Raw genomic sequence first — 23,514 nt, 5'->3', positions numbered from 1 at the left:
TATATACTTATCGCCATCCGAGTGCAACCACCAGATTGGCGGCCCCATGGGGCGGCCAACGATTGTATCCGGGCCGAAAGGAACCCGCATGAAGATCATACTGTCTGTCATCATCCTGCTGTTGATAGTCGTTGCAGAGGCCGGCGCGGCCACCAGAAGCGTCACCTTTTTCTCCGACGGCGCCGTCGTGGACCTGACAGGCGTCGCCGCCAGGGGCGTCGTCGAGATCCCCCTGCCGCCCGGTACGCGGGAAGATACCGTGCGGATCAGGCCGGAGAGGGGCACCAGCATTCAACGCGTCGATATGTTGCCGCTCCGCCGGGACACCAGGGGCGAAAAGGAGTTCGCTTCCCTGATCGAGCAGAGGAGCCGCCTGGAAGATCGACTGGGTGCGCTGGCGACGCGGGAGGAGATCTTCAAATCCGCCGCCAAGTCCCAAAGCGGCAAAGCCCCCCGCAAGACCAAATCAAACCCGGACCCGATGCAGTCGATCCGCCAGGGGACCGACTTTGCCATCACCCAACTGGAAGCGGTTTATGCGGCCCGACGCAGGACGGAGCAGGAAATCCGGCGCATCGACGCCCGTATCGCCACCGCGCGGAGAGCGGGAGCCGGGGAGGAGCGGGTGGCACGGGTGATCGTTGCGCCGAGGAATGGGCGGGTCACGGCACGCTTCGCCATTGGCAAAGCCGGCTGGACGCCCTGCTACGACATTCGCAGTAACGGCGGGGGAAGCGCCCGGGTCACACTCTACGGTCAGGTGCCCGGGTTCTTCGCCGGCTACCAGACCCGCGTATCCCCCACATCCCTGGCAGGCGCTGCCGCGGAACGATCCAGCGTTCTCCCGGCAGCGGGACAACGCGCCCGATTGGCGGAATATCGGATGGCCACCGAAGAGGAATATTTCGGCAACGGGCCGCTGCCATCGTTTGCCTTCACGCTGAAAAACGCAACCGGGGTCGATCTGCCGGCGGGAGAAGCAGCCATTTACCGGACCGGAGAATATTGGGGTGCCATCAGATTTGCGGGGATTTCATCGGGACGCAGCGCCAGGCTCGCCTCGAAAGCGGTACGGTAACAAACGAGGCCGGCCCTTCTGTCGCCGGGCCGGCCTCGTTGCGATGCCACGGGATGTGAACCCCGGCTACTTCAGCAGGACCTCAACCTTGGCGGTCTTCCGGAGCTCCGTCAGGAAATCACCCACCGCGGCGTTGATCTTCTGGTTCTTCAAGTACTCCTCTATCCGGGGGCGGACCGTGCTGAACGGTACGGTCTCGGCCTTTGTCTTTTCCGTTTGCTTGATGATGTGGTAGCCGAACTGGGTTTCGACCACGTCGCTTATCTCACCCGGCTTGAGGGCAAAAGCGGCCTGCTCGAACGGCGGCACCATCTGCCCCCTGCCGAAGAACCCCAGGTCCCCCCCCTGCTTGCTGCTGGGGCAGGTTGAATTTTCCTTGGCCAGGGTGGCGAAGTCCGCTCCATTGGCCAATTCCTTGCGCAATTTTTCCGCCTTTTCACGGGCCTTCTTCTTTTCTTCGGCACTCGCCTTGGTGTCTATGCCGCACAGGATGTGGCTGGCCCTCACCTTTTCCTCCTGCCGGAATTTATCCGTATTCTGGTCGTAAAACTTCTTGCTTTCCTCTTCGCTGACCGCAATCTTGGGGGCAATGGTCGAAGTGACGAAATTGGAGATGATCAGGTCCCTGCGGGTATACTCGCGAAGTTCCTTTTCTGTCATGTCAATGGCTTGGATAGCCTTGGCAAACTCCGCCTCGCTGGCAAAACGCCCCTTGCTCTGTACGATCTTGGCGTCCACCTGCTTGTCGAGGTCCTTGATCTCCAGCTTCGAGCCCGCCTGGTAGAGCAGTTCGGCGGAAACCAGCTGGTCCACCACCCGCGTGTCGAGTTCCTTCTGTTCGTCTGCGGAAAGCTGCCCCACGGGCTGGCTGGCCTCCAGAATCTTGTGGGCCCGTTTCAATTCGGCGGCCGGGATATCCGTGCCGTTTACCCGGGCAACCGGCCCCCGTAGCAGAGCGGCGGCGCCAGGCGCCGGCGTTGTTTTCGGTCCTGACTCCGCGGCTGAAGCGGAAATAACGAACAGACTGAATGCAGTGATCAGCGTCAGTGATCTGCAGGTGATCTGGCAGAGTGTGCGCATGAACGAATCTCCTTCTCTGAGTGTGGTATGGCGCTCCTATATAGCATGCTTTACGGGCCGGTTAAAGACAAACATATTTTTGACATTTTACCACTTTTCGAGTACATTCGCTCCGCTCATTAAATTTTGGACAGCCCGGCATGAAGCGGCCGCAATGCGCATCAGGAGGAGACATCACATGAAGAAGGTTCTTGTCGTTGACGACAGCCTTTCCGTAGCCCGACAGCTCGAGAAGATCATTTCCGAATCTGGTGAATTCACGTGTGTCGGACATGCCAAAAACGGCGCCGAGGCCATCAAGATGAATCACGCCGAGGACCCGGACATTATCTGCATGGACATGAACATGCCCGGCATGGATGGTCTGACCGCCCTGCGCAGCCTGTCGATGTTGGACAAGGAGGTCAAGGTGGTCATGGTCACCTCCTTGGGCGGCGTAGGCGATAAATTTACCGAAGCGCTCAAACTGGGCGCCAAGAATGTCATCTCAAAACCATTCGAGGCCGACGACGTCCTGAAGATACTTCGGGATCTCTGATTTTTTCAGCACCAATAAACTCACGATACAAGGGGATATGTGCATGGCCGTCAAATTTTTCGGGCAGTTTCTGGTGGAAAAAGGGATCGTTTCACGCGAGGCTCTGCTCAGGGCGATTGAACTACAGGAACAGAAAAACCTCAAATTTGGCGAGATGGCACTGGCGATGGGCTACGTGACGCCGAACGATATCGAACGCGCCCACCACGCACAACTCTCCCGCGACATAAAACTCGGGGATCTGCTGGTGGAGATCGGTATCCTGACCCTTACCCAGTTGAACGAGGTCGTCACCCGCCAGAAGAACAACCACCTCTACATCGGCGAGGCCCTGGTACTTGTGGGCGCCTTCTCCAACGAGCAGCTTCAACAGCATCTGAATGAATTCAAGGCCGACCAGGCGCCGTACATCTCCGAGCGGGTCGAACTCCCCGCCGGCATCCCCAATCCCGAAATATGGGAGATGGCCGCAGACCTGACCTACAAGATGATTACCCGTATTCTCGGGCTCCCCTTCAGGGCCGGAAAATGCCAAACCGTCACCACGGTGGACACCAACTTCGTCATGGCGGCCATGGACCTGTCCGGCGACCAGGATGCCCGTTTTATCATCTCGGTTTCCCAGGGGCTTCAGAAGTCGGTGGCCAAGGCGATCCTGCGCGAGGCATCGGTGGATAATGAACCGCAGGAGGTTCTCGAAGACACCGTGATGGAATTCGTCAACGTGGTGTGCGGCAACATCGCCGCCAAGGCATCTCAGGCCGGCAGGATCGTCAACATCAACCCTCCGGTCACCATCCGCCCCGACGCCGGGGGACTGGCCGTACCGGCGGGCCATACCGGCCTCTGCTTCCCGATCCTGGTCGGGGACGGCGAAACCATGCAGCTGGTGCTCTTCATCAAGAACTAAAGGCGGCACCCAAACCGACACCGTACCGAAAGGGCGCCCTGCGAGGGGCGCCCTTTTCTATGCCGGTCATATACGACAAGGCTATTCACCCAGAATCCGTTGCGCCTCGCCGGAGTACTCCCCCTGCTCATCGTGGATAAGGAGCGGCGGCAGAACCAGCGTATCCCCTTTTCTGCCCTTGGCGAGCTGCGCCAAGAACATCGTTGCCGGCGCGTCTGCGGAACCGTGCACCATGCGGAGCCTGAGCAGCGCAAGCTTGAGTTCCCCGGCACAGCGGACAAACTCCGCCAGCCGCGAGGGATGGCTGATGAAACAGATGGCTCCCGACGGTTTTACCAGGTATTTGGCAACGGACAGGAAATCGAACAGGCCGGCGCTCGATTCATGGCGCGCAAGATCCCGGCCGGCGCGCGGACTGATGCGGCCGCTGCCCGGCGTACGGTAGGGAGGGTTGGCAGTCACCAGATCGAACGACGAGACCGGAAACCTCCCGCGCAGGGAGAGGATATCGTCGCAGATAATCCCGATCCGCTCCTGGAGGCCGTTCAGGGTGACGTTACGCATTGCCAGCCCGGCCGCCTCCTCCTGGAACTCCACGCCGACCAGGGAGGCCCCGGCGGCTTTCCGGGCGAGAATCAGCGGGATGATCCCGCAACCGGTGCCGAGATCGATTACCCGGCCACCGGAACCCGCTGCGACAAAATCGCACAGCAGCAACGGATCGAGGGAGAAACGATACCCCTCCTTCGGCTGGCGAACCCGCAGGTCGTAGGCACGGAGTTCGTCGGTGGTTTCCTCAGCTTGCACCTTCCACCTTTCTCCGCAACCGCCACTCCCGCCCCAGCATGGCGGCGAAGAGAGCGAACGACGCCAGGGTCAGCCATTTGCCGACCTTGAACGGCAACGGATCGAAGTCGAACTCCACCCGATGGGTGCCGGGCGTCAGATATACCCCGCGCAGGATATGATCCACCGGCACGATCTCGGCTTTATTGCCATCCACAGAGGCGTACCACCCTTTGTAGTACTTTTCACCCAGGACAAGCAGAGTATTCACCGGAGCAGCCGCATCTACCACAACACGATTCCCCTCGTACACCGGTACGGTCACACGTTGCCGGACCAACGGCACCGCCCCATCCGGATTGGCCATGGCTATCGGCGGCGGGGACTCAACAAGGGCAACCGCCGCGGGGTTGAAACCGGGATTTTGTATGATTCCCACCCGTTGCGCGGGGTCGTTGATCACCGCAACAGCGGGCACCAGCCACCCCTTAGGCAGTACGTTGCGGTTTTCAAGAACAACCGTGGCACCGCCGGGAGCGGTGAAAACCGGGACGAATTTATTGCCAAACAGGCCTTTCTGTTGTTGATAGCTCTCGTTCGCTATGATCAGGTATTTTACATTTACGATATCCGGCATGGGACCGAGCGGGTTAAAACCGTCGAGAAACTGTTGCCAGCGCATCTGCTGAACCGCATTGGAGGTGAACATCACCGGAATGCCTTCCGATACGTACAGCATCGGGTCGCTGCCGTCCATAGGCAACACGCGCCAAGTCTTCGGGGTAGACTTCAGGAACCTCAGCAACGGTGATGCCTCACCCGCCTTTGCCTTGACCGGGGCTTCCGTGAGAAAGAGGAATTTGTCGTTGATCCGCCACGTATCGCCGACAAACAGCAGCAGCAACAACCACGGAACCGCAGCCACCAGACGCGGCTTCCTCAGCATCCAGAGCACTGCGGCGCAGACCGCAGCCAGCCCGCCGGCAAGGGCCGTTTCACGCACCAGGTTGGCCCAGCGTTGCCCAACCAGTTGCGGTCCCTGTTCATAACGGGTCGGTTGGGCAAGCATATCCATAAATTGCCCCATCCAGTGATCCGCTCCCGCACGTTCTATCCCCAGCAGGATAAACAGCACTATCGGCAGCACGGTAATGCCGAGAAGGTACCGGAAAAACTCCTTTGTTTTGCGTACCTCCTCATCCTTGATCAGATCAATCCCCCGGGCGGCCAGGATCGCCAGCCCCAGCACCGGAATGAACATCATCATCTTGGGCACCCTGAAATGGTTGATTCCAGGGAAAAACCTGTACAGCATCCAGTAGAAAGGCGTGTATTTGCCCATGGAGAACAGGATGCCGCCGACAATTCCGCCCAGCGACAGCCAGGTATACTTGTCGCGCCGGAAGATCAGCGGCAACGGCAGCAACAGCCAGGGGATCAGCCCCATATAACTGACCGTCTGGGTGAAGCGCATCCTCCCCCAGTAATACGAGGCGATGTTTGAAGGGTTATCCCCCGCTTCCTGGCGGGAGAGGCCGAAAAATCCGGGGATGACAAAGGCCCCCAATTCTTCCGGCGGCAGGGACCAGGACATGGCCTCCTCCACACCCAACCCGCCTTTCGTAACACTGCTGCCAGCCGCCTGGTTGGCTCCGCTCTGCACGCCCCGGTTGGTATCCTTGGACCAGTTGGCCAGCGGCAGCAGCGAAATAGCAACCGTGGTCAGGAAGAACACCAGCAGCACCATGTTCATGCCGAACAACCGGGGGAACAGCTTCTTCCCCTCTTCCTTGTCCGCGACCACGATGCCGAGCAACCGGCAAATGCCGTAAGCGCCGACGCACAGACAAGTGTAGAACGCGATCTGCCAATGGGTGTTGAAGAACTGGAAGGCCAATACGAAAGCGGTGGTAAGGAAAAAAATCACCCGCCGCGTCTGAAACCCCCGCTCCAGGAAATAGAAGGCCCAGGGGGCGTAGCAGATGGTAGCGATCTTCATCACGTGGCCGGCATTGATGAGCGATGCATTTTCTGGCGCCAGAACGAATATCAGCCCTCCCAGGAACGCTGCGAGCCGACCGGCGCCGATGACGCGGCAGCAGAGGTAGGTGCCGCATGCGCCAAAGAAGAGGTGGAGCACGATGAACCAGGCCACGCTCTCCGGAGCGGGAATCAGCCAGAACAGGAGATTCCTCCAGACAAGAAAGGCCAAGGAGACATCCCCCCCCTCGACCGAGTAGCCGCTGTTGATCATCATGTCCCACGACGCCTGGAGACTCCAGGAAGGGAGGATATCGAGGAACTTCATATCCCTGATTCCCCGTACCCCCCAGTAAAACTCGCCGATGATGTCAGGGGCGCGGATTATCTTGTCGGTAAACAGGATGCGCGAGAAGAAACAGAGCAAAACAAGCAGCATGCCGGTAAAAATGGCCAGTTTTTTCGTACGGTCACTCATGCAATGATCATCTCCGATTCTCGTTTTATGTACCGATATTCCCGCATAGCGCAGGATATTGTCCGAGCAGCAACTTCTGTGGGAGCATAGTCATCCCGTCCCTAGCGACAGCAAGCGTCAGATTTTTGCCGACAATTCCCCTCGTAAAACATCGCCAGCCTCCCGGCGAACTCATGCCACGTGAATCGCTCCGCGAGGTAACGGCGTCCCTTTTCCCCGACCTGCCTGCCCAACGTCCTGTCCAGCGCGAGGGCGGCCGTCTTTTCCGCCATGGCTTCCGCCTGGGCGGGATCGCACAAATATCCCGACGCACCGTCGCTCACGTATTCGGCAGCCTGCCCGACCCGGTCCGCCACAACCGGTATGCCCGCCCGGATGATCTCCGTCAGCTTGGCGGGGCATTTGGCCCGGTTGACCAGGGTATCGTCCAGCGGATAGATGGCCACGTCGGCGGCCGCCAGATAATCGGGAATCTCCTGCGGCTCGACCCAGCCCGCCATGACCAGCGCTTCCCCGAAGCCCCCGGTTTCCGCGGCACCGGCCAGCCGCTCCTCCTCGCCGTGCCGCCCCTTGCCCACCACCAGGAAACGGACTCCGGGGACCCTTCGGTACAGGTCGGCAAACAGCCGGTGCAGGCGCTCCTGGGAAAACTCGAAGAAGCGGGTATACAATAGCACCACCGGCGCAGCCGCTTCAATACCCAACCGTTTCCGGGCGCGAAGGCCATCCCCCGGCGGAGCCTGCTCCACGCAGTTGGGCAGATAGAGGATCTTTGCGGCCGCCACCCCCAGCCCGGCGGTCAGCCGTTCCAGTTCGCGGCTGGCGACGGTCATACCGGCGGCATGGCGGGACAGCCACTGTTCCTGAAAGGCGAAGAAACGTTTTTCAAGCGAAGAGTAGGTGTGGAGCTCGTTCATCCCCCCCTTACCCTCCCAATCGTCGGTATCCACGAACAGCGGGGGGAGCCCTACCCCCAGCCGGTGCAGCGCGATATGCGCCATGGCCGCCAGGCCGCCGTATCCCTTGGGCTTGAAGAGGTGCACCACATCCGCCCGTTCACGGAGGGCGGCCCGAAACATACGCCACGCCAGGGGGAGGGCCCGCCGGGCATTACCGCCGGCCGGGAGCGCAACGTTCACCAGCCGCACCCCGCGCAGCACCTCCGTCTTCCCCGAGTCCTCGGGATTGGTATAGGGGGGGGCGATAATCACCACCTGGTGGCCCAGGCCCTGCAACTCCGCCGCCAGCGGCAGCATGCGGGCGATCACGGTCCCCTTGGGGCGGATGCCGAAGGGTGCGAGAAAGACGATCTTCATACCCCGCTCCCCATCTTGCGCAGAAAGATTCCCAAAGGGGAGGCCCCCCGCGCCAGCAGCCCCGCGATCCGGACGTTGTCCAACCGGCGCAGGCGCGCTATTTCGCGCCGCTTGCGCAGCAGCGCCGGAAGGTCGCGCAGCACGTGCAACCGCGCCCGCAGCGCCGGCACGAACCGCCCCCGCACGAGCGCCAGCAGCAGCGCGGCCCCATCCCAGGCGAGGATTCGGGGCAGATGGCGCAGCAGCAGCGTCGGCGGCCAGTTTTTCAGCAGCACATACCACTTGTTGCGCTGGACCTGATACACGGTAAACGGACTCATGCGCCCCCCGGTGGCCGAATGGACATGGTACACCACCGCGCGCGGGGCTGTCACGGCCCGCCACCCCGCCAGCCTGCCCCGCCAAGCCAGGTCCAGGTCCTCGTAATAGGCGAAAAAATCCCCATCAAAGAAGCCGATCTCCTCCAGCATGGCCCGCCGGTACAGCGCCGCCCCGGCGCAGGGGCCAAAGACCTCGGACGGCACGTCGTACTGCCCCTCGTCCGCCTCGCCGACCCCGATATTCATGCCGAGTCCTGCCGTTGTCGGCCGCACCCCCACCGAGTCGATGCGGCCGGTCCGGTAAAAGTTAAGCATCTTGGCCGCCACCATGCCGATGCCGGGGTCGGCCTCCACCGCCGCCACCAGTTCGGCGAGGAATTCCGGCTGCACCGCGGTGTCGTTGTTGAGGGTCACGATATGGGCGCCCTTGGCAACGGCCAGCCCCCGGTTGTTCCCTTCGGCAAAACCCACGTTCTCCGGCAGTTCCACCAGCCGTACCCAGGGATAGGCGTTCCGCACATAAGCAGCCGAGCCGTCGCGGGAGCCGTTGTCCACCAGGATCGTCTCGAAATCCCGGAAGGTCTGAGTTGCAAGAGAATTCAGACAACTATCCAAGTACTGGCGCCCGTTCCAGGTCAGGATGATGACAGAGACACAAAGCACCCCTTAGCCCCGCCCTGATCCGAGTTTTTTACGGAGAAAGGCAACCGTGCCACCATACTTTGAGCTGCACAGCTCTCTCATCTCTCCGGTTCCTATCATTCGGGCAGCCAATATCTGGCGCCGTTTCCGCATCATCCCGGACAACCCATTAAGGATCATCCATTGCGTTTCAAACGCAACACGCCAGCGCCGCTGTGAAATATTCCGCAGAAACTGCGCCACATGTCCCAGCATTATAAACGGGAGATGCCGAGCTAGTAGCGGAAGTGAGTAATTCTTTATTACCAGGAATATGAAATTACGTCGCCGCAGGATGTCGAAACGATCCTTGTTTGCGGAGGATGCCCCCGATGTCGCGGCTATCTTGTGGTAGATGACAGCATCAGGAACAAAGAGCGTGCGAATGCCAGCCCAATTTGCCCGAAAACTGAGGTCGATATCCTCGAAGTAGGCAAAAAAATCCTCGTCAAATGCACCTATTTGGTCAAATATCTCCCGACGGTAACAGCCGCCGCCACCGCATGCGCCAAAAATGAACCTGCTTTCGGAGAACTGGCCTTTCGGCTGGTATTCGCCGATCTTATACGGACCAAGCGACAGATCAAGAGCATCTCCGGCAGAGTCAATGACACCCCGATCATAATAATTTAAGAGCTTCGACGCGAAGATTGAAACATTGGGGTTGTCCTGAATTGCCTTTACCAGGTTTTCCAGCCAGTTGGGAGCCACAACCGTATCATTGTTCAGGAGGACAACGAATTTCCCGATTGAGGCACGGATTCCGCAGTTCACTCCGGCGGAAAAGCCCAAATTGTCCGCAAGCGCCACCACCTTAACCCCTGGAAAGTGTTCATGTATAAATTGAACAGATCTATCCGTAGACGCATTGTCAACAACCACAACATCAAAATCTTTGAATCTCTGTTGTCCAACTGACAGGAGACACTCTTCAATATGCTCTATACCATTCCAGTTGGGGATGATGATTGAAAATTGACAGGCGGTGCTCACGTCGGTTCACTTTTGCTTTGAGTATTTTTTGGCAAAAAATTATTTAGAGTTTCCAGGGTTGCTTCAAGGAACTTCCTCCCGGTATGGGTATCCGGTTCAAGATGACAACCTTCAGCCCATTCGTTCCAGGCATTCACAAAAACAATTTTTTCATCCTCTGGATTGTTCTCCACAGCCATCATAGAACTCTCGAGCCATTTCGCATATAGCGTCGCGTCATCATTTTGGATTACCGTTATTCCAAATCGGCGTCTTGATGTATTGTCCCAATTGGGGAAAATGCAAGGAAAGGTTTTATAAGCCGGCGGAGATTTTTTTATTGCAGCTTCGACGACCTTTGAATAATCGTACCTCACATAGTCACTTTTTCGAGGTAGGTTTAACTTTTCCAAAATAGCATTCAGTTTTCTTACCAGCGTTACGGTTTTCAGATTCATTGCCGCGCCCTTCAAATCACTCGGATTTGGCTGAAATTCCACTATGGCATCAAAACCTGCTTCTATCGTCTCGGCATCAGAAAGTTTATATTGATTGTTCTTTACTGCGCAGACATAAAGACCCGGAAAACCTGATTCCAGCGCATAGGCTTTCCATGCAGCTAACACATTACGAATGTTCTTTAGATGGTCGGCCCTGTACACAAGAAACAACGGTCTGCCACTGATCTTAATGTACCTTTGGTCTTTAAATGCCTGTACCAGCCATTGAGCATGCTGGATAGGATCGTAGTCGTCATAGTTTTGCCGCATAAGAATTTCCTGTTCCAAGCCATCCCATCTCCGAGTCCAATTTTCATTTGCCCAGCAAAGGCAGAACGGGAAATCCGGTTTGCTTGACGTCAGCACATCATTGAAGGGTCTTTCCAGCAGCATCTTCCCGTTGAACCAGTAATGATAGTAACAGAATCCCCCTATACCGTACTCCCTCGCCAATTCAGCCTGAGCGATTCGCGTTTCCTCGAGTCTCAGGTCGTAGAAGCCGAGATCGGCAGGTATTTGCGGTTGGTGATGCCCCAGAAAAAGCGGCCTGGCCTTCGCAACATTTGTCCACTCAGTGAAACCTTTCCCCCACCAAGCGTCGTTTTCAGGAATCGGGTGGTATTGTGGGAGATAAAATGCAATTGTTTTCATTCAGAATCACCATTCATTTCATTGACGTATTCTCTAATTGCATCACATACCCTATTGACGGAAATCTCAGCCACGGGTCCAGCGTGATAAAGTATATTTGCATTTTCGCCATTTGCGTAGCCGCCGCTGTATGGCATGTAACGTTTAAAATTTCTGTACTCGCCAAGAAGGATTATTCCGAAAGTGCCGACTGCATTTGCAAGATGTGCCGGGCCACTGTCGATCCCGATAAACAATCTCGCACGCCTGATGACTTCGGCAGTTTCAAGCAGCGACAATTGGCCGCACAGATTCACATAGCGGTCGGATTCAAGATCAAGTAGCGGCTTCAGCCCGATCTCGACGACCGGAAGATCAAGGTTGCTCATGACATCTTGCGCAAGCTGCCGCCATTTTTCCTGCGTCCAGTCCCGGCTCGCCTCATTGGATGAACAATGGGCGACAACGAAACGTTCCGGCAGCCCGAGAAGATCAATGCGCTGACCTGTCTCATGAGGGATGTAGAGCCTCGGCTGATCCTCGATGACGGGAATTCCGGCGCTCTGGCAGTAGGCTGCCAGCAAATTGCCGTAATTGTAGTACGTTTCTATGGTGATCTCGGTATTGCCGCGTTCCTTCAGTAATGGCCTGTGGCAAATCGGACATTTGCGATTCTGCGGATGGAGATCGATAATCTCGTCAAACAGCCCCGATCCGGCGAGGTATATCCATTCCGTAAGGCAGGAAAGGACAAACACCTGGTCGATTGCCGGGTTATGGAGGACAAGCTCACGGTAGGGTCTCCTGACCATCCACACGAGGTACGCATTCGGATCACGCGTCTTGACGTCACGTGCCACCGGCTCACACGCCACGATATCGCCGAAATGCTCGATGAGGTTGATGACGACGAATTTGCGCTCCGGCGCTTCCTTCTTGACCTTGCGCCGCCTCAGCCATAACCTGAGATAATCCAGCGCAAAGATGACGGGCACAGCCCCCTTGTGAAGAAAAGGAAGGATACCCTTGACGTATTTCACCCTGCGCCAGTCGATTTTCATAACAATCGCATTACTGCTGCTTCCTGACGATACACTGAATCTGCGCCAGGACTCCCGGCCGGAGCGTTTGATCCACCGGGGAAAAATGGGATAGCACGATATCCATCGATTGGAGTCGAATGGAGGTCAAACGGTTCAACAACCTGTATCCCCGCATCATCAACCGCGTCACCAGGGTAGGCTTATCGATGCCTTTGTACTGTATGCTTCTATCGTATCCATGATCATGAAGGGTAATACCGACAAGCTGCGACTGCGGCAATGAAAGAGCGAGATCAAGAATATTCATCGATACCGGTGACCAGCTCTTTGTCTTCGATATGGTAAAGGTTGCCTTATGGTCCGGGTTGAACCTGCTTGGGAAAACCCCCTGTTCATAAAGGTCTTCATCAGGCACGATCAGAAAAAGATGCCCACCCGGTTTCACCAGCGTCCACCAATCCTGCAAAGTCTTCTTCGGGTCGTTCATGTGCTCAAGACAGTGCGATGAATAGACAAAATCGAATTGGTCATTGACAAAGCGAAGGATTTCGTTTGCATCGCCATCCTCTATATCGAATTTCCGGGCATTGGGGCTAACCGGGTCAGGCCCGCAGCCTATGTCTATCCCATGCCCCGTAAGGATGGACTTTTCGAATGTAGTCCAAATACTCTTCGTTTTAGAGGTTTCATCCATAGCAATCTAAACCTTTCATCTATTGGGGGAGATGTTATCTGACTTTGCCAAATGGATTAAGCTTCGATAAGGTCAGGCGGTCGAACTGATCGAAATAGCTTCCTTTTAACATGACAAAGGATACGATTGCAAAATATATCAATGATAGAAGACTCAAGAGGGCGTACCCTTTAAATGGCAACAGTATATTTACTACAACTAACATGGCGCATAAAGCTGTTGAAATTATGATTGGCTTTATATATATGCTGGCATACAAAGTCCAACTTAACCCATGAATTTCTTTGTGCACCATAAAAAGGAATGTCAGACTGAAAATAATTATAGTTGCTAAAATACCGATGATGATCCCATAGTAACCGAGCTGCTGCACAAGGACGAAACACAGTATAAGATTTGTTATTCCAGCGCCTATGGAATTCAACATTGGGATATGCGGTTTGTTTATCCCGTGAAGAATGAAATTCCCCGGTCCGGGAAGCAGGTTGATCATATAAGCTAACATGAGAAACTGCATGGTATAAGCGCTTGTTGCATACCCTTCGCCCAGCCAGGTCCTGACGAAAGGGTGCGCCAAGGCAATGACGAGGGCGGAAAACGGAATGGCTGCAACGGCCATGTATTTCATTGATCTGTTATACAGCCCGCGCACTTTGTCCGATTCATCGGTGGCCTGTAACGATGAGGCGGCGGGAACCATGGGAGTAAATACCGACGCAATGAAAACCCTGGCCTGGGTGGCGATCCGATTGGCAACCTCATAATTACTGACCGCCCCCAGTCCAAGGTAATGACTAAGGAGTACCCGGTCCACTTGGTAGACGAGCAGGTTGGAAATGGAGGACAACTGGACCTTCCAACTGAAGCCGAAAATCAGCTTTAAAGTCTCCATACTGAAGTATTTAAAGGGATTCAGGGCCACCTGCGGAAATAACCGCCATGCAACGAATAAGTTTGAGAAAATGACAAAGATGGTGATGAGCACGTTATTGTGGATTAAACCTACGAGTCCGTAACCTCGTGACAGGGCAACGAAAGTCCCACAGGCCATTATGATTGTTGAAATGAATGATATGAGGTTGCTGTACCCCATACGCTGGAAACCGATGATCAAGGAACCGAAAACACTCATTGTCATATTTACAAAAAAGAGGGCTATGGCGATGGTAAAAACGTACGTGGCCTTTTTTACAAGTTCAGGAGGAATACTTAGAATAGTAGTTATGATGAACGGCAAGGCAAAGAAGAAGATCACACAAAAGGCAATACTCATGAAAATATAGGCTACAAAGGCGGTATTGATGAGCCTGTTGAGCTGTTGATGATCGTTTTTGACCTTGTATTCAGCCATAAATTTGATAAGGCTGTCCGTAATCCCGAAATCACTCAACTGGGCATAGGAGGAGATGACGCCAACCAATGCCCATATACCAAACTCGTCCCTCCCCACATATCTGATGATAAAAGGAGTGATAAATATTGTTATCGGAATGGTGAGTAACGTTCGGGCAAAATTAAAAATTGAATTTTTGGCAATCCTAGATCCTACTTCTGAACTCAATGTTCACTCCGGTATGATAACTTTGGAAATTTTGACGTACAGCCTTATTCTAGTTTCAACCATCATTTGTTTGACGTCTCCTCCAATGCTTATAAGCTGCATACAGATACTGTCAGTTTTCTCCAACCCGACATGGCACTTTCTGAAATCCTCAGACGGCGCAAGTGAACCGCAACGCCTTTGAAGGCCCCAGATGATGTTCATCAGGTCAGCTTATGTCCATTTTACGGACAATTATGTTCCTTAAGGAAATCGATGATCTCATCTCTCATCGTCATGGTTCCATCTTCTGGCATTAATGGTTCAGTCCATTTTTGTCGAGTTCACAAAAAATCAGCGGAGGGAATCTCGATAGCTTCAAGAGTCTTCAGTATTCCACCTCGCCGCTTCAGAGAGGAGATCACCAGCAAGTAACTATCGCATCGGCCAGAGCACTGACAATCCTCCCCGCCGCTTTCCCATCCCCATACGGATTATGGGCCTGACTCATTGCCCTATATGCCTCCCCGTCCGTAAGCAGGCGGCCAGCCTCAGCCACAATCCTCTTGTGGTCCGTTCCGACCAGCCGCACCGTTCCAGCCTCAAGGGCCTCGGGACGTTCGGTGGTCTCGCGCATGACCAGCACCGGCTTACCCAATGACGGCGCCTCTTCCTGTACGCCGCCGGAATCGGTGATGATCAGGTGGGAGCGGTTCATCAGCCAGACAAAGGGGAGATAATCCTGCGGTTCGATCAGGTGGATGTTGCCATGCTTGCTGCCCAGGAGGTGCCGTACCGGCTCTTGAACATTGGGGTTCTGGTGGGCGGGGTAGACGATCTCTACGTCAGAATACGTCTCACCTATTTCAGCCAGCGCCCGGCAGATATTTTCGAAGCCTTCGCCGAAGTTCTCACGGCGGTGGCCGGTGACCAGGATCACCCGAGAGGTCCGGGAGGTCACAACGGGTGAATTTTCCGGGAGACACCGGCGCAAGCGTTCCATGATCCCCGCTTCGTGCTCCGGCTGCCGCACCTTGCCGACGACCGCCAGGAGCGCGTCGATCACCGTGTTGCCGGTGACGTGGATGGTTGCGGGGGCGACCCCCTCGCGCAGCAGGTTGTCCCGCGCCCACGGCGTGGGTGCAAAATGCAGGTCCGCAATCACCCCGGCGACGTGCCGGTTGATCTCCTCCGGGAAGGGGGCGTACTTGTTGTGCGTCCGCAACCCCGCCTCCACGTGCCCCACGGGGATGCGCAGATAGTAGGCGGCCAGCGAGGCGGCCATGGTGGTGGTCGTATCGCCGTGGACCAGGACGATATCGGGCCGCTCCTCTTCCAATACCCCGCGCAGCCCCAGCAGCACGTTGCAGGTGATGTCGAAGAGGTTCTGGCCCGGCTTCATGATGTCCAGGTCGTAATCAGGGACAATGCCGAAGAGATGCAGCACCTGGTCGAGCATCTGGCGATGCTGGGCCGTGACGCAGACACGGCTGACGAAGCGATCCGCATGTTTCTCAAGTTCCTTGACCACCGGGGCCATCTTGATCGCTTCGGGGCGCGTGCCGAATATGGAGAGGACCTTGATCACGCCCGGCCTCCGCCATTTTCCTTGCCCGTATCCGCTCCGGCGGTGAAGATCCGCCCCAAGGCGATCCCCTGCCCCAGGAGCGCCTGCAGCAACTCATTGCGTCGCTTCAGGGAGGAAATCACCAGTGAGGCAGTCAACTGGGGCGCCCCCGCCGCCAGTGCGACGACCGGCACCCCGAAGAAGGTCTCGCCGGCACGTGCGTCGTCCATGACCGCAACCAGCTTGATATCGGTCTCCTGCAACGACAGGTAGGCCACCTCGGCCACCTCGTCCACCCCGCAGAAGGCGACCTCCCGCACGCCGGCGGCTTCCAGGCGGCGGAACAGGTCCAGGTAGTCCTGGCGGGCAACGGTGTAGAGGCTGGTGAAGTAGCTGAGGTGCTGATAGGCCAGGCGGCTCTTCTCGGCCAGCCCTTGAGGGGTGAGGAGATAGGCGTAGCGGTTGCTGGGGAAGTTCTTGACCCGCACGTAGCCTTTGGAAACAAGGTTTTTCAGGTAGGAGTTGACCAGACCGACGGCAATGCCGAGCCGGCGGGAGAGTTCCCGCTGGGACAGGGGTTCTTCGCCGGTTATCTCGGAAAGCAGCAAGAGGGAGCGGTAGGATTCGAGTGAATTTTCACTATTGTTCATATTTTGAACATTAGCGAAAAACAGGTAGGCGCGCAAGGGAAAACTGTGGATGGCGAACGGCGAAAAAACAGACCGTTACCATTTGCCATCCACCATCCACGCTGCTATTTCAAATACCCGAATTTCTTCATCCGGTAGCGGAAGGCGTCGATGCCCAGGCTGAGCTTCTTGGCGGCCTTGGACTGGTTCCACTCCGTACTGTCGAGGGCCTGGCGGATCAACTCCTTTTCCACCTCCTCGATATCGATACCCTCGGCCGGCAGCCGGAAGGTCGCCAGGGGGGGGCCGCTCTGGGGGGTGGTCTTGGCGACGATCTCCAGGGGCAGGTGCTCCAGCATGAGCGTGTCCTCGTTACCCAGGATAATGGCCCGCTCGATGACGTTCTTCAGTTCCCGCACGTTGCCCGGCCAGCCGTAATCCGCGAGGATCCGCTCAGCCATGCCGGCGATGCCCTGCACCTTCTTGTTGAAGTCCTTGTTGTAGACCCCGATGAAATGGTTGGCCAGGGGGATGATGTCCTCCTTGCGCTCCCGCAGGGGCGACAGGTGGATGGGGATGACCTGCAGACGGTAATAGAGGTCGTTGCGGAAGGATTTTTCCTCGATGGACTTCTGCAGGTCCTTGTTGGTGGCGGAGATGATGCGCACATCGACGGTGAAGACCCGGCCACCGCCGATACGGCGGAACGAGCGGTCCTCCAGGAAGCGGAGCAGTTTGGCCTGCATCCCCATCTCCATGTCGCCGATCTCGTCCAGAAACACGGTGCCGCCGTCGGCCAGTTCGAACAACCCTTTTTTGGTGTTCTTGGCGTCGGTGAAGGCCCCCTTTTCGTGGCCGAACAGCTCGCTCTCCAAAAGCGTGGCCGGCACCGCCGCGCAGTTGATGGCGATGAACGGCTTGTCCGAGCGGTTAGAACTGTAGTGAATCCACTTGGCCACCAGTTCCTTGCCGGTGCCGGACTCCCCCTGCACCAGGACCGTGGAGGCCTCGCTCTTGGCCACCTTGTCCAGCACCTCCATCAACTGCTTTATCTGCCTGCTCTCGCCGATGATATTGGGCGGAAAGGATTTTTTCGTCTCGGAGCGGAGACGGGCCACCTCGCGTTTGAGGTCCGTGGTCTCCAGCGCCTTTTTGATGATGATGGCCAGTTCGTCCAGATTGAACGGCTTGCTGATATAGTCGTAGGCCCCCAGGCGCATGGCGTTGACCGCCGTCTCGAGGCCGCCGTGGGCGGTCACCATGATGACCACGATCTCCTCGTCGTACTCCTTGAGCTTTTCCAGGGCCTCGATGCCGTTGATGCCCGGCATCTGGATGTCCAGCAGCACCAGGTCGGGCTGCTCTTCCCGGGCCAGGCGCAGCGCCTCCTCGCCGTCGCCGGCGGTAACGACCTCATAGCCCTGCTTCTTCAGGTTTTGCTCCAACGACCAACGGATCAGGTGTTCGTCGTCAACAACCAGAATCTTGTTACGTTTCATGCGCTCTCCTTACCTCTTCGATGTCATGAACGCTGCAGGCCGGCAGCTCTATGGTGAATATGGTGCCGCGGGGGGTGTTGTTGGCAACGGTGAAAAAGCCGTTGTGCAGGTTGATCAGCTTGTAGCATATGGGCAGCCCCAGGCCGGTGCCCTGGGCCTTGGTGGTGAAAAACGGCGTAAAGATCTTTTCCTGGATCTGGGGGGGGATACCGGGGCCGGTATCGGCCACGTCTATCCGCACATGGTCGCGTCCCTGGCGGGTGGACAGGCTGGTGCTGATGGTCAGCCTCCCCCCTTCGCTCATGGCTTGAAAGGCGTTCAGGATGAGGTTGAGAAACACCTGCTGCATCTGCTTGCCGTCGGCATACACCGTGGGAAGGCCGGGGGCGAACTCCAGTTGCCGTTCGATATGCTTTACCCCCCGGTGCTGGGAAGCGAACTTGAGGGTTTTCTCGATAATATCGCTGATGTCGATGCAAGCCAGTTCAGGGACCGAAGGCTTGCCGAAGAAGAGCAGGTCGTTGACCGTCTTGTCCAGGCGCTGCACCTGTTGCAGCACCTCCTTGAGGATGCCGCTGCGCGGGTCGTCCGGTTCCATGTCGTCCCTGATGATGCTCACCGCGGCGGAAATGCCTGCCAGCGGGTTCTTGATCTCGTGGGCGATGCCGGCGGCCATCTCGCCGATGGCGGCCAGGCGGTCCGCCCGTTCCAACTGTTGGAAATGATACTGCTCCAACTCCTTTTTGGTCACCTCGAGCCGGTCCACCATGGAGTTGAAACTGTTGATCAATTTGCCGATCTCGTCATCCGTGCCCCGGTAGTCGATGCGCACGCTCAGGTCGCCGTTTTCTACCCGCGACATGTTGGCGGTCATGCTGTCCAGAGGCTTTTTGACAAACTTGAAAAGTATGAAGGAAATGGTGATGGAGAGAAAAAAGGTGATGGCAACCGAAGAGGCGATGAAGATGCGCGAAGCCGTCAACATCTGCATCTTGGTCCGGTAGAGCGAGTAGTCCACATTGAGGATGCCGATGACCTTGGCCTTGCTGCCGTGGCAGGTGTGGCACGCCGCTTCGTTGTAAATCGGCTTGACCATGGACAGCACCTCACCGTAGGGGGGGAGGTCGAAGATGCCGTAATGTTTGGGATTCAGGTACAATCGATAGTCATCCATGCCGACGACCTGGCCGACCTCGGCCGGGTTGGACGAGCGCAGGATCACCCCATGGGGATGGAAGATGCGCACGCCGACCAACTGGTTGTGCTGCCCCATCATGGCCAGGATCGAACTCACGTCCTGAACGTTTCCCAGGTGCATGGTGTTGTAGATGCTGTTTTCTACGGTATGGAGCAGCAATTCGGTATTTTCGCGGGCCGTATCGATCAGCTGGGACTGCTGCTGGCGGACGTTAAAAAAGGTATAGATGAAGATGCCACCAACAAGCAGGACAATGGTCGTGGCAATAATGCGGGTTGTCAGGCTCTTGAACACTAATGGTATCCCTGTGCGATGTCAGCACGTCGCTGTTGCGGCCGAAGGGCCGTATGTGACCGTCCGTTCGAGGTAAAGCCCCCACGACCAGGATTATTTGTCATTGGCACCGAAAAACGCAAGGATGGCGTCGTCAAGCTTGACCACCTCTTTCGCGGCGTTGTCGCGGTCGGCCGCTTCCTGCCGGGCGGCGGCATCCTGTTGCGGCACAGGCGTTGCGAACAGGAGCGAGATATCGGTTTTCGCGGATGACGGAGATGGAGGAGCGAGCGGCGCAGAAAGGAGCCCGGAATCCGCACCGGGCGGGGAAACGGGCGGCTTGTCGGCGACAGCCCCTGCCCGGGAAGAAGGAGGGGCCTGAAAGGCGCGCTGGTCGAATTCCCCCGATTTGAGACGCCGCATCATCTCCTTGTGCTGATCCTTCATCAACTCTTCCACCACGGATTCAAGGTTCTCAATCTTCAGGATGTCGGCGTAACTGGTCTTTTTGGAGCAGAGGATGACGCCCCCCCGGTAGAGCAGGGTAATGATATGGGGAGAGGAGACACCACTGTCCTCGGTTTGGACGTGGAAGATCTCTCCCTTATACATGACGTTGTGATTGAACCCCAGAACCATGAGCAAACCCGTACGCGAAATAACGGAATCAACGTGACGTTACCACAAAAGCCCCAGTAACTGCAACATGTTAAATAGTTGATTCAAAAAGGGCTCCCCGTCAAATCCACGCCAAATCACCGCCACGAATCACCCCTCGACGCCCAGCAGCCGTTTGATCCTGGCAACCGCCTCCATGGCGTCGCGGGCATAGAGATCGGCGCCGATCCGGTCGGCGTATTCCTGGGTAACCACCGCCCCCCCCACCATGGTAAAGGTCTTTACCCCGGCGGCCTTGAGCCGTTTGATCACATTGTCCATCTCGGACATGGTGGTGGTCATCAGGGCCGAGAGTCCCACCGCGTCGACGGCGTACTCCTTTGCCTTGGCGATGATGGTGGCTGCCGAGACGTTCTTGCCGATATCGAAGACCTGGAAGCCGTGATTTTCCAGCAGGGTACAGACGATGTTCTTGCCGATGTCATGGATGTCCCCCTCCACGGTGGCCATCAGGATGCGGCCGCGGCTCTCGAACGCCTGCCCCTTCATCTCCTCTTTCAGGCGGACGAAACCGGCCTGCATGGTGTCGGCCGACTGCATGACCTGGGGCAGGAAGAAGATATTCTTCTCAAAACGCCGCCCCACCTCCTCAAGACCGGGCAAAAAACCCTCGTTGCTGACCTGCATCGGGGCCAGCCCCGCACGCAGGGCCTCCTCCACCAGGGGAACGATGCCGTCCCGGTCGCCGTCGATGACCGCCCGGGAGAGGCGTTCGCGGAGGGAAAGCGGGGCGTCGGATGCCGCGGCCGCCTGAACGGTTGCCGCTGCCTGTTCGCCGCGGTAGGCCTCGATATAGACCGCCGCCTGGTGATCGCGGTTCAAAAGCACCATGGCCGAGCGCCAAGCCGCCATCATGGCGCCGTCCTTGGGGTTGATGATGGCGGCATCCAGCCCGGCCTCCATGGCCATGGCGAAGAATGCCGACGAGATCAGCGGCCGCTGGGGCAGGCCGAATGAGATGTTGCTGACCCCCAGCACCGTGGAAAGCCCCAGTTTCTGTTTGACCAGCCGGATGGCCCGCAGGGTTTCGGCGGCCCGCTTCTGCTCGGCGCTGACCGTCAGGGTCAGACAGTCGATAATGATATCGGCGTCCGGGATGCCGTGCCGCCGGGCGGCGTTGCGGATGCGGCGGGCGATGGCCAGCCGCCCCTCGGCGGTATCGGGGATACCCTTCTGGTCCAGGGCCAGGCCGATCACGGCGGCCCCGTACTTTTTGGCCAGGGGCAGCACACGGCGCAGGCTCTTGGCCTCCCCGGAAACCGAGTTGATCAGGACCTTGCCGTCCGCCGCCTTGAGCCCGCGCTCCAGGGCAGCCGGGCTGGAGGAATCCAGCACCAGCGGCACACCGGCGGCAGCGGCGGCGCAGAACACGGCGCGCTCCATGGCGGCCGGCTCGTCGATGCCCGGCGCCCCGACATTCACGTCCAGCAGGGTCGCTCCGGCCGCGACCTGTTCCATGGCCTCGCGGCGGATGTAAGCCACCTTGCCGTCCAGGAGCTCCTGGGAGTAAACCTTTTTCCCGGTGGGATTGATCCGCTCGCCGATGATGGCGGTCTTGCTGCCGCCCCCCGCCGCCGCCCAGCCGGAACGGCTGGAAAGGAACGTCACGCCGGTCGTCTCCGGGCGCGGTTGCCAAGGCTGCTGCACCGTGCCGAGCGCCTCCTTCATGACGCGGATATGGGCGGGCGTGGTGCCGCAGCAGCCACCGATCACCCGCACCCCCATCCCGATCATCCGTTCGTGATAGGCGGCCATCTCCTGCGGTGTCCCGGGAAAGACCGTGGCGCCGTCGACGAGTCGCGGCAAACCGGCGTTGGCCTGGGAGATCAGCGGCAGCTGGGTCACCGTGCGCATCCTGCAGAGGATATCGTAGATGCCCTCCACCCCCAGTCCGCAGTTGGAGCCTATGATGTCGGCCCCGGCAGCGGCCAGGGTGATGGCGGCGGACTCGGGGGGCGTACCCAGCACCGAGCGGCCGTTGTCGTCGAAGGTCAGCATGGCGATGACCGGAATCGTCCCGGAGATCTCGCGAATGGCGATCAGGGCGGCGCGGCACTCCTTGATGTCCAGAAACGTCTCCAGGCTGAGCAGGTCGGCCCCGGCGTCGATCAGCGCCGCCGCCTGTTCGCGGAAGGCGGCCTTCATCTCGTCGAAGGGGATTTCGCCCACAGGCTCCACGAATTGCCCGGTGGGACCGATGGAACCGCCCACATACGCCCTGCCGACCGCTTCCGTGCGGGCGATCTGGACGGCGCGGGCATTGATCTCGGCCAACCGCCCCTCCAGGCCGTAGTGGGCCAGTTTGAAACGGCTGCCGCCGAAGGTATTGGTGATGATGATATCGGCCCCGGCCTCCACATAATCACGGTGCACCGACGCAACAACCTCCGGCATGGTCAGGTTGAGCTCCTCCGGGGACTGCCCCGGCCTCAAGCCCCGTTCCTGGAGCATGGTGCCCATGGCCCCGTCGAGAATGAGCACCTTTTCTTGGATGGCTTCGAGGAATGGCTTCATCATTTTCCCTTTTTCGGTGTGGATGGTGCGGCGGCCGGGGCCTGTCCGGACGCTTGTTCCAGAGAATAGTCCGGCGCCAGGGGGGCGGACAGATCCAGATGGTTGAGCACGGTCGAGCCGTTCCCCTCAACCGTCAGCTTCACCCGGCTGATCTGGGGGTAATTGGCGCAGACCGTATCGACGATGGAATACACGGCCAACATCTCCGCAGAACTGCCGGACGGCAGGTCCGCGGCAAACTCCCGGCTCAGATCCACAACGGCCGTGCCCCCTTCTATGCGCACGCTGTTCAAACCGGTGTTTTCCGGCAGGGCTTCGTCATAGTCCCCCAAAGGACCGCTCAAAAGAGCAGCCAACGTGCTTTTGATGCAGGCCCCGGTGTCGTTGCACGACTCCAGTTCCCGGGCCTCGCGCACCAGCCGGGTGCCGTCGGCCACAAAGAACAACACCACCGTGCGGGTGCCCGATTGCTGCCTGGTTTGCGGTGCCGTGGGAATCTTGTAGCTGGTTTGGTACTTTCGCCAGAGCATCCCGCCGAACGCCAGGGCGATCACCAGAAACGGCAGCACCAGACCGATATTGACACGTTTTCGCCGGACCGATGGCATGG

20 protein-coding genes are annotated in these 23,514 nt (G+C 57.8%); 3 read left to right on the top strand and 17 right to left on the bottom strand.

What is annotated here, in order from left to right; translation table 11 throughout:
- Window positions 1–88 precede the first annotated feature (88 nt).
- Complete coding sequence (locus tag F6V30_RS07185) at window positions 89–1,078, top strand: hypothetical protein (protein WP_151156220.1); 990 nt, start codon at window positions 89–91, stop codon at window positions 1,076–1,078.
- 66 nt (window positions 1,079–1,144) lie between these two features.
- On the opposite strand, the gene F6V30_RS07180 is transcribed toward F6V30_RS07185, so the two are convergent.
- Window positions 1,145–2,158, bottom strand: coding sequence for a peptidylprolyl isomerase (locus F6V30_RS07180; protein WP_151156218.1), 1,014 nt, complete (start codon window positions 2,156–2,158; stop codon window positions 1,145–1,147).
- A 178-nt stretch (window positions 2,159–2,336) separates the two neighbouring features.
- On the opposite strand from F6V30_RS07180, the gene F6V30_RS07175 reads away from it, so the two are divergent.
- Both F6V30_RS07175 and F6V30_RS07170 read left to right on the top strand, forming a co-directional pair.
- On the top strand, window positions 2,337–2,696 hold the full coding sequence (locus F6V30_RS07175) for a response regulator (RefSeq protein ID WP_149306629.1): 360 nt from the start codon (window positions 2,337–2,339) through the stop codon (window positions 2,694–2,696).
- A gap of 43 nt (window positions 2,697–2,739) precedes the next feature.
- Complete coding sequence (locus F6V30_RS07170; RefSeq protein WP_151156216.1) at window positions 2,740–3,606, top strand: chemotaxis protein CheX; 867 nt, start codon at window positions 2,740–2,742, stop codon at window positions 3,604–3,606.
- Window positions 3,607–3,687: 81 nt separating this feature from the next.
- Here F6V30_RS07170 and F6V30_RS07165 read toward each other — a convergent pair whose 3' ends face one another.
- The 16 genes from F6V30_RS07165 to F6V30_RS07090 form a co-directional block, all read right to left on the bottom strand.
- Window positions 3,688–4,413, bottom strand: coding sequence for a tRNA1(Val) (adenine(37)-N6)-methyltransferase (locus F6V30_RS07165; RefSeq protein ID WP_151156214.1), 726 nt, complete (start codon window positions 4,411–4,413; stop codon window positions 3,688–3,690).
- The gene (locus tag F6V30_RS07160) at window positions 4,403–6,850 is read right to left on the bottom strand and encodes a glycosyltransferase family protein (protein ID WP_151156212.1); all 2,448 of its coding nucleotides are present in this window, start codon (window positions 6,848–6,850) and stop codon (window positions 4,403–4,405) included. The genes F6V30_RS07165 and F6V30_RS07160 overlap by 11 nt, the downstream gene beginning before the upstream one ends.
- A gap of 101 nt (window positions 6,851–6,951) precedes the next feature.
- Complete coding sequence (locus tag F6V30_RS07155) at window positions 6,952–8,166, bottom strand: glycosyltransferase family 4 protein (protein WP_151156210.1); 1,215 nt, start codon at window positions 8,164–8,166, stop codon at window positions 6,952–6,954.
- Complete coding sequence (locus tag F6V30_RS07150) at window positions 8,163–9,149, bottom strand: glycosyltransferase family 2 protein (protein ID WP_151156208.1); 987 nt, start codon at window positions 9,147–9,149, stop codon at window positions 8,163–8,165. Before F6V30_RS07150 ends, F6V30_RS07155 begins: the two co-directional genes overlap by 4 nt.
- Window positions 9,150–9,152: 3 nt before the next feature.
- Window positions 9,153–10,160 (bottom strand): glycosyltransferase family 2 protein, encoded by a 1,008-nt coding sequence (locus F6V30_RS07145; RefSeq protein ID WP_151156206.1) that lies wholly within the window; start codon window positions 10,158–10,160, stop codon window positions 9,153–9,155.
- Entirely contained in the window at window positions 10,157–11,290 is a 1,134-nt protein-coding gene (locus F6V30_RS07140; RefSeq protein ID WP_151156204.1) for a glycoside hydrolase family 99-like domain-containing protein, read from the bottom strand. Before F6V30_RS07140 ends, F6V30_RS07145 begins: the two co-directional genes overlap by 4 nt.
- Window positions 11,287–12,330 (bottom strand): glycosyltransferase family 9 protein, encoded by a 1,044-nt coding sequence (locus F6V30_RS07135; protein ID WP_151156202.1) that lies wholly within the window; start codon window positions 12,328–12,330, stop codon window positions 11,287–11,289. Before F6V30_RS07135 ends, F6V30_RS07140 begins: the two co-directional genes overlap by 4 nt.
- A 10-nt stretch (window positions 12,331–12,340) precedes the next feature.
- Window positions 12,341–13,006 carry a methyltransferase domain-containing protein gene (locus tag F6V30_RS07130; RefSeq protein ID WP_151156200.1) on the bottom strand — a complete coding sequence of 222 codons (666 nt, stop codon included), beginning with the start codon at window positions 13,004–13,006 and terminating at the stop codon, window positions 12,341–12,343.
- Window positions 13,007–13,040: 34 nt separating this feature from the next.
- Complete coding sequence (locus tag F6V30_RS07125) at window positions 13,041–14,567, bottom strand: oligosaccharide flippase family protein (RefSeq protein ID WP_151156198.1); 1,527 nt, start codon at window positions 14,565–14,567, stop codon at window positions 13,041–13,043.
- 400 nt (window positions 14,568–14,967) lie between these two features.
- Window positions 14,968–16,134: a non-hydrolyzing UDP-N-acetylglucosamine 2-epimerase gene (wecB, locus tag F6V30_RS07120; RefSeq protein WP_151156196.1), complete on the bottom strand. Its 1,167-nt coding sequence runs from the start codon at window positions 16,132–16,134 to the stop codon at window positions 14,968–14,970.
- Complete coding sequence (locus F6V30_RS07115) at window positions 16,131–16,763, bottom strand: winged helix-turn-helix transcriptional regulator (RefSeq protein WP_151156194.1); 633 nt, start codon at window positions 16,761–16,763, stop codon at window positions 16,131–16,133. Before F6V30_RS07115 ends, wecB begins: the two co-directional genes overlap by 4 nt.
- Before the next feature lie 104 nt (window positions 16,764–16,867).
- Window positions 16,868–18,241, bottom strand: a complete 1,374-nt coding sequence (locus F6V30_RS07110) for a sigma-54-dependent transcriptional regulator (RefSeq protein ID WP_151156192.1) — start codon at window positions 18,239–18,241, stop codon at window positions 16,868–16,870.
- Window positions 18,231–19,733: an ATP-binding protein gene (locus F6V30_RS07105; protein ID WP_246163287.1), complete on the bottom strand. Its 1,503-nt coding sequence runs from the start codon at window positions 19,731–19,733 to the stop codon at window positions 18,231–18,233. The genes F6V30_RS07110 and F6V30_RS07105 overlap by 11 nt, the downstream gene beginning before the upstream one ends.
- 93 nt (window positions 19,734–19,826) lie before the next feature.
- Window positions 19,827–20,351, bottom strand: a complete 525-nt coding sequence (locus F6V30_RS07100; RefSeq protein WP_151156188.1) for a hypothetical protein — start codon at window positions 20,349–20,351, stop codon at window positions 19,827–19,829.
- A gap of 129 nt (window positions 20,352–20,480) precedes the next feature.
- Window positions 20,481–22,907, bottom strand: a complete 2,427-nt coding sequence (locus F6V30_RS07095; RefSeq protein WP_151156186.1) for a homocysteine S-methyltransferase family protein — start codon at window positions 22,905–22,907, stop codon at window positions 20,481–20,483.
- Entirely contained in the window at window positions 22,904–23,512 is a 609-nt protein-coding gene (locus F6V30_RS07090; RefSeq protein WP_151156184.1) for a GerMN domain-containing protein, read from the bottom strand. The genes F6V30_RS07095 and F6V30_RS07090 overlap by 4 nt, the downstream gene beginning before the upstream one ends.
- Window positions 23,513–23,514 lie beyond the last annotated feature (2 nt).

The sequence above is a fragment of the Oryzomonas sagensis genome, from assembly GCF_008802355.1.
Taxonomy (GTDB): Bacteria; Desulfobacterota; Desulfuromonadia; order Geobacterales; family Pseudopelobacteraceae; genus Oryzomonas; species Oryzomonas sagensis.
Note: the sequence above shows the minus strand (reverse complement) of the source record. Positions and strands in the feature narration are given on the sequence as shown.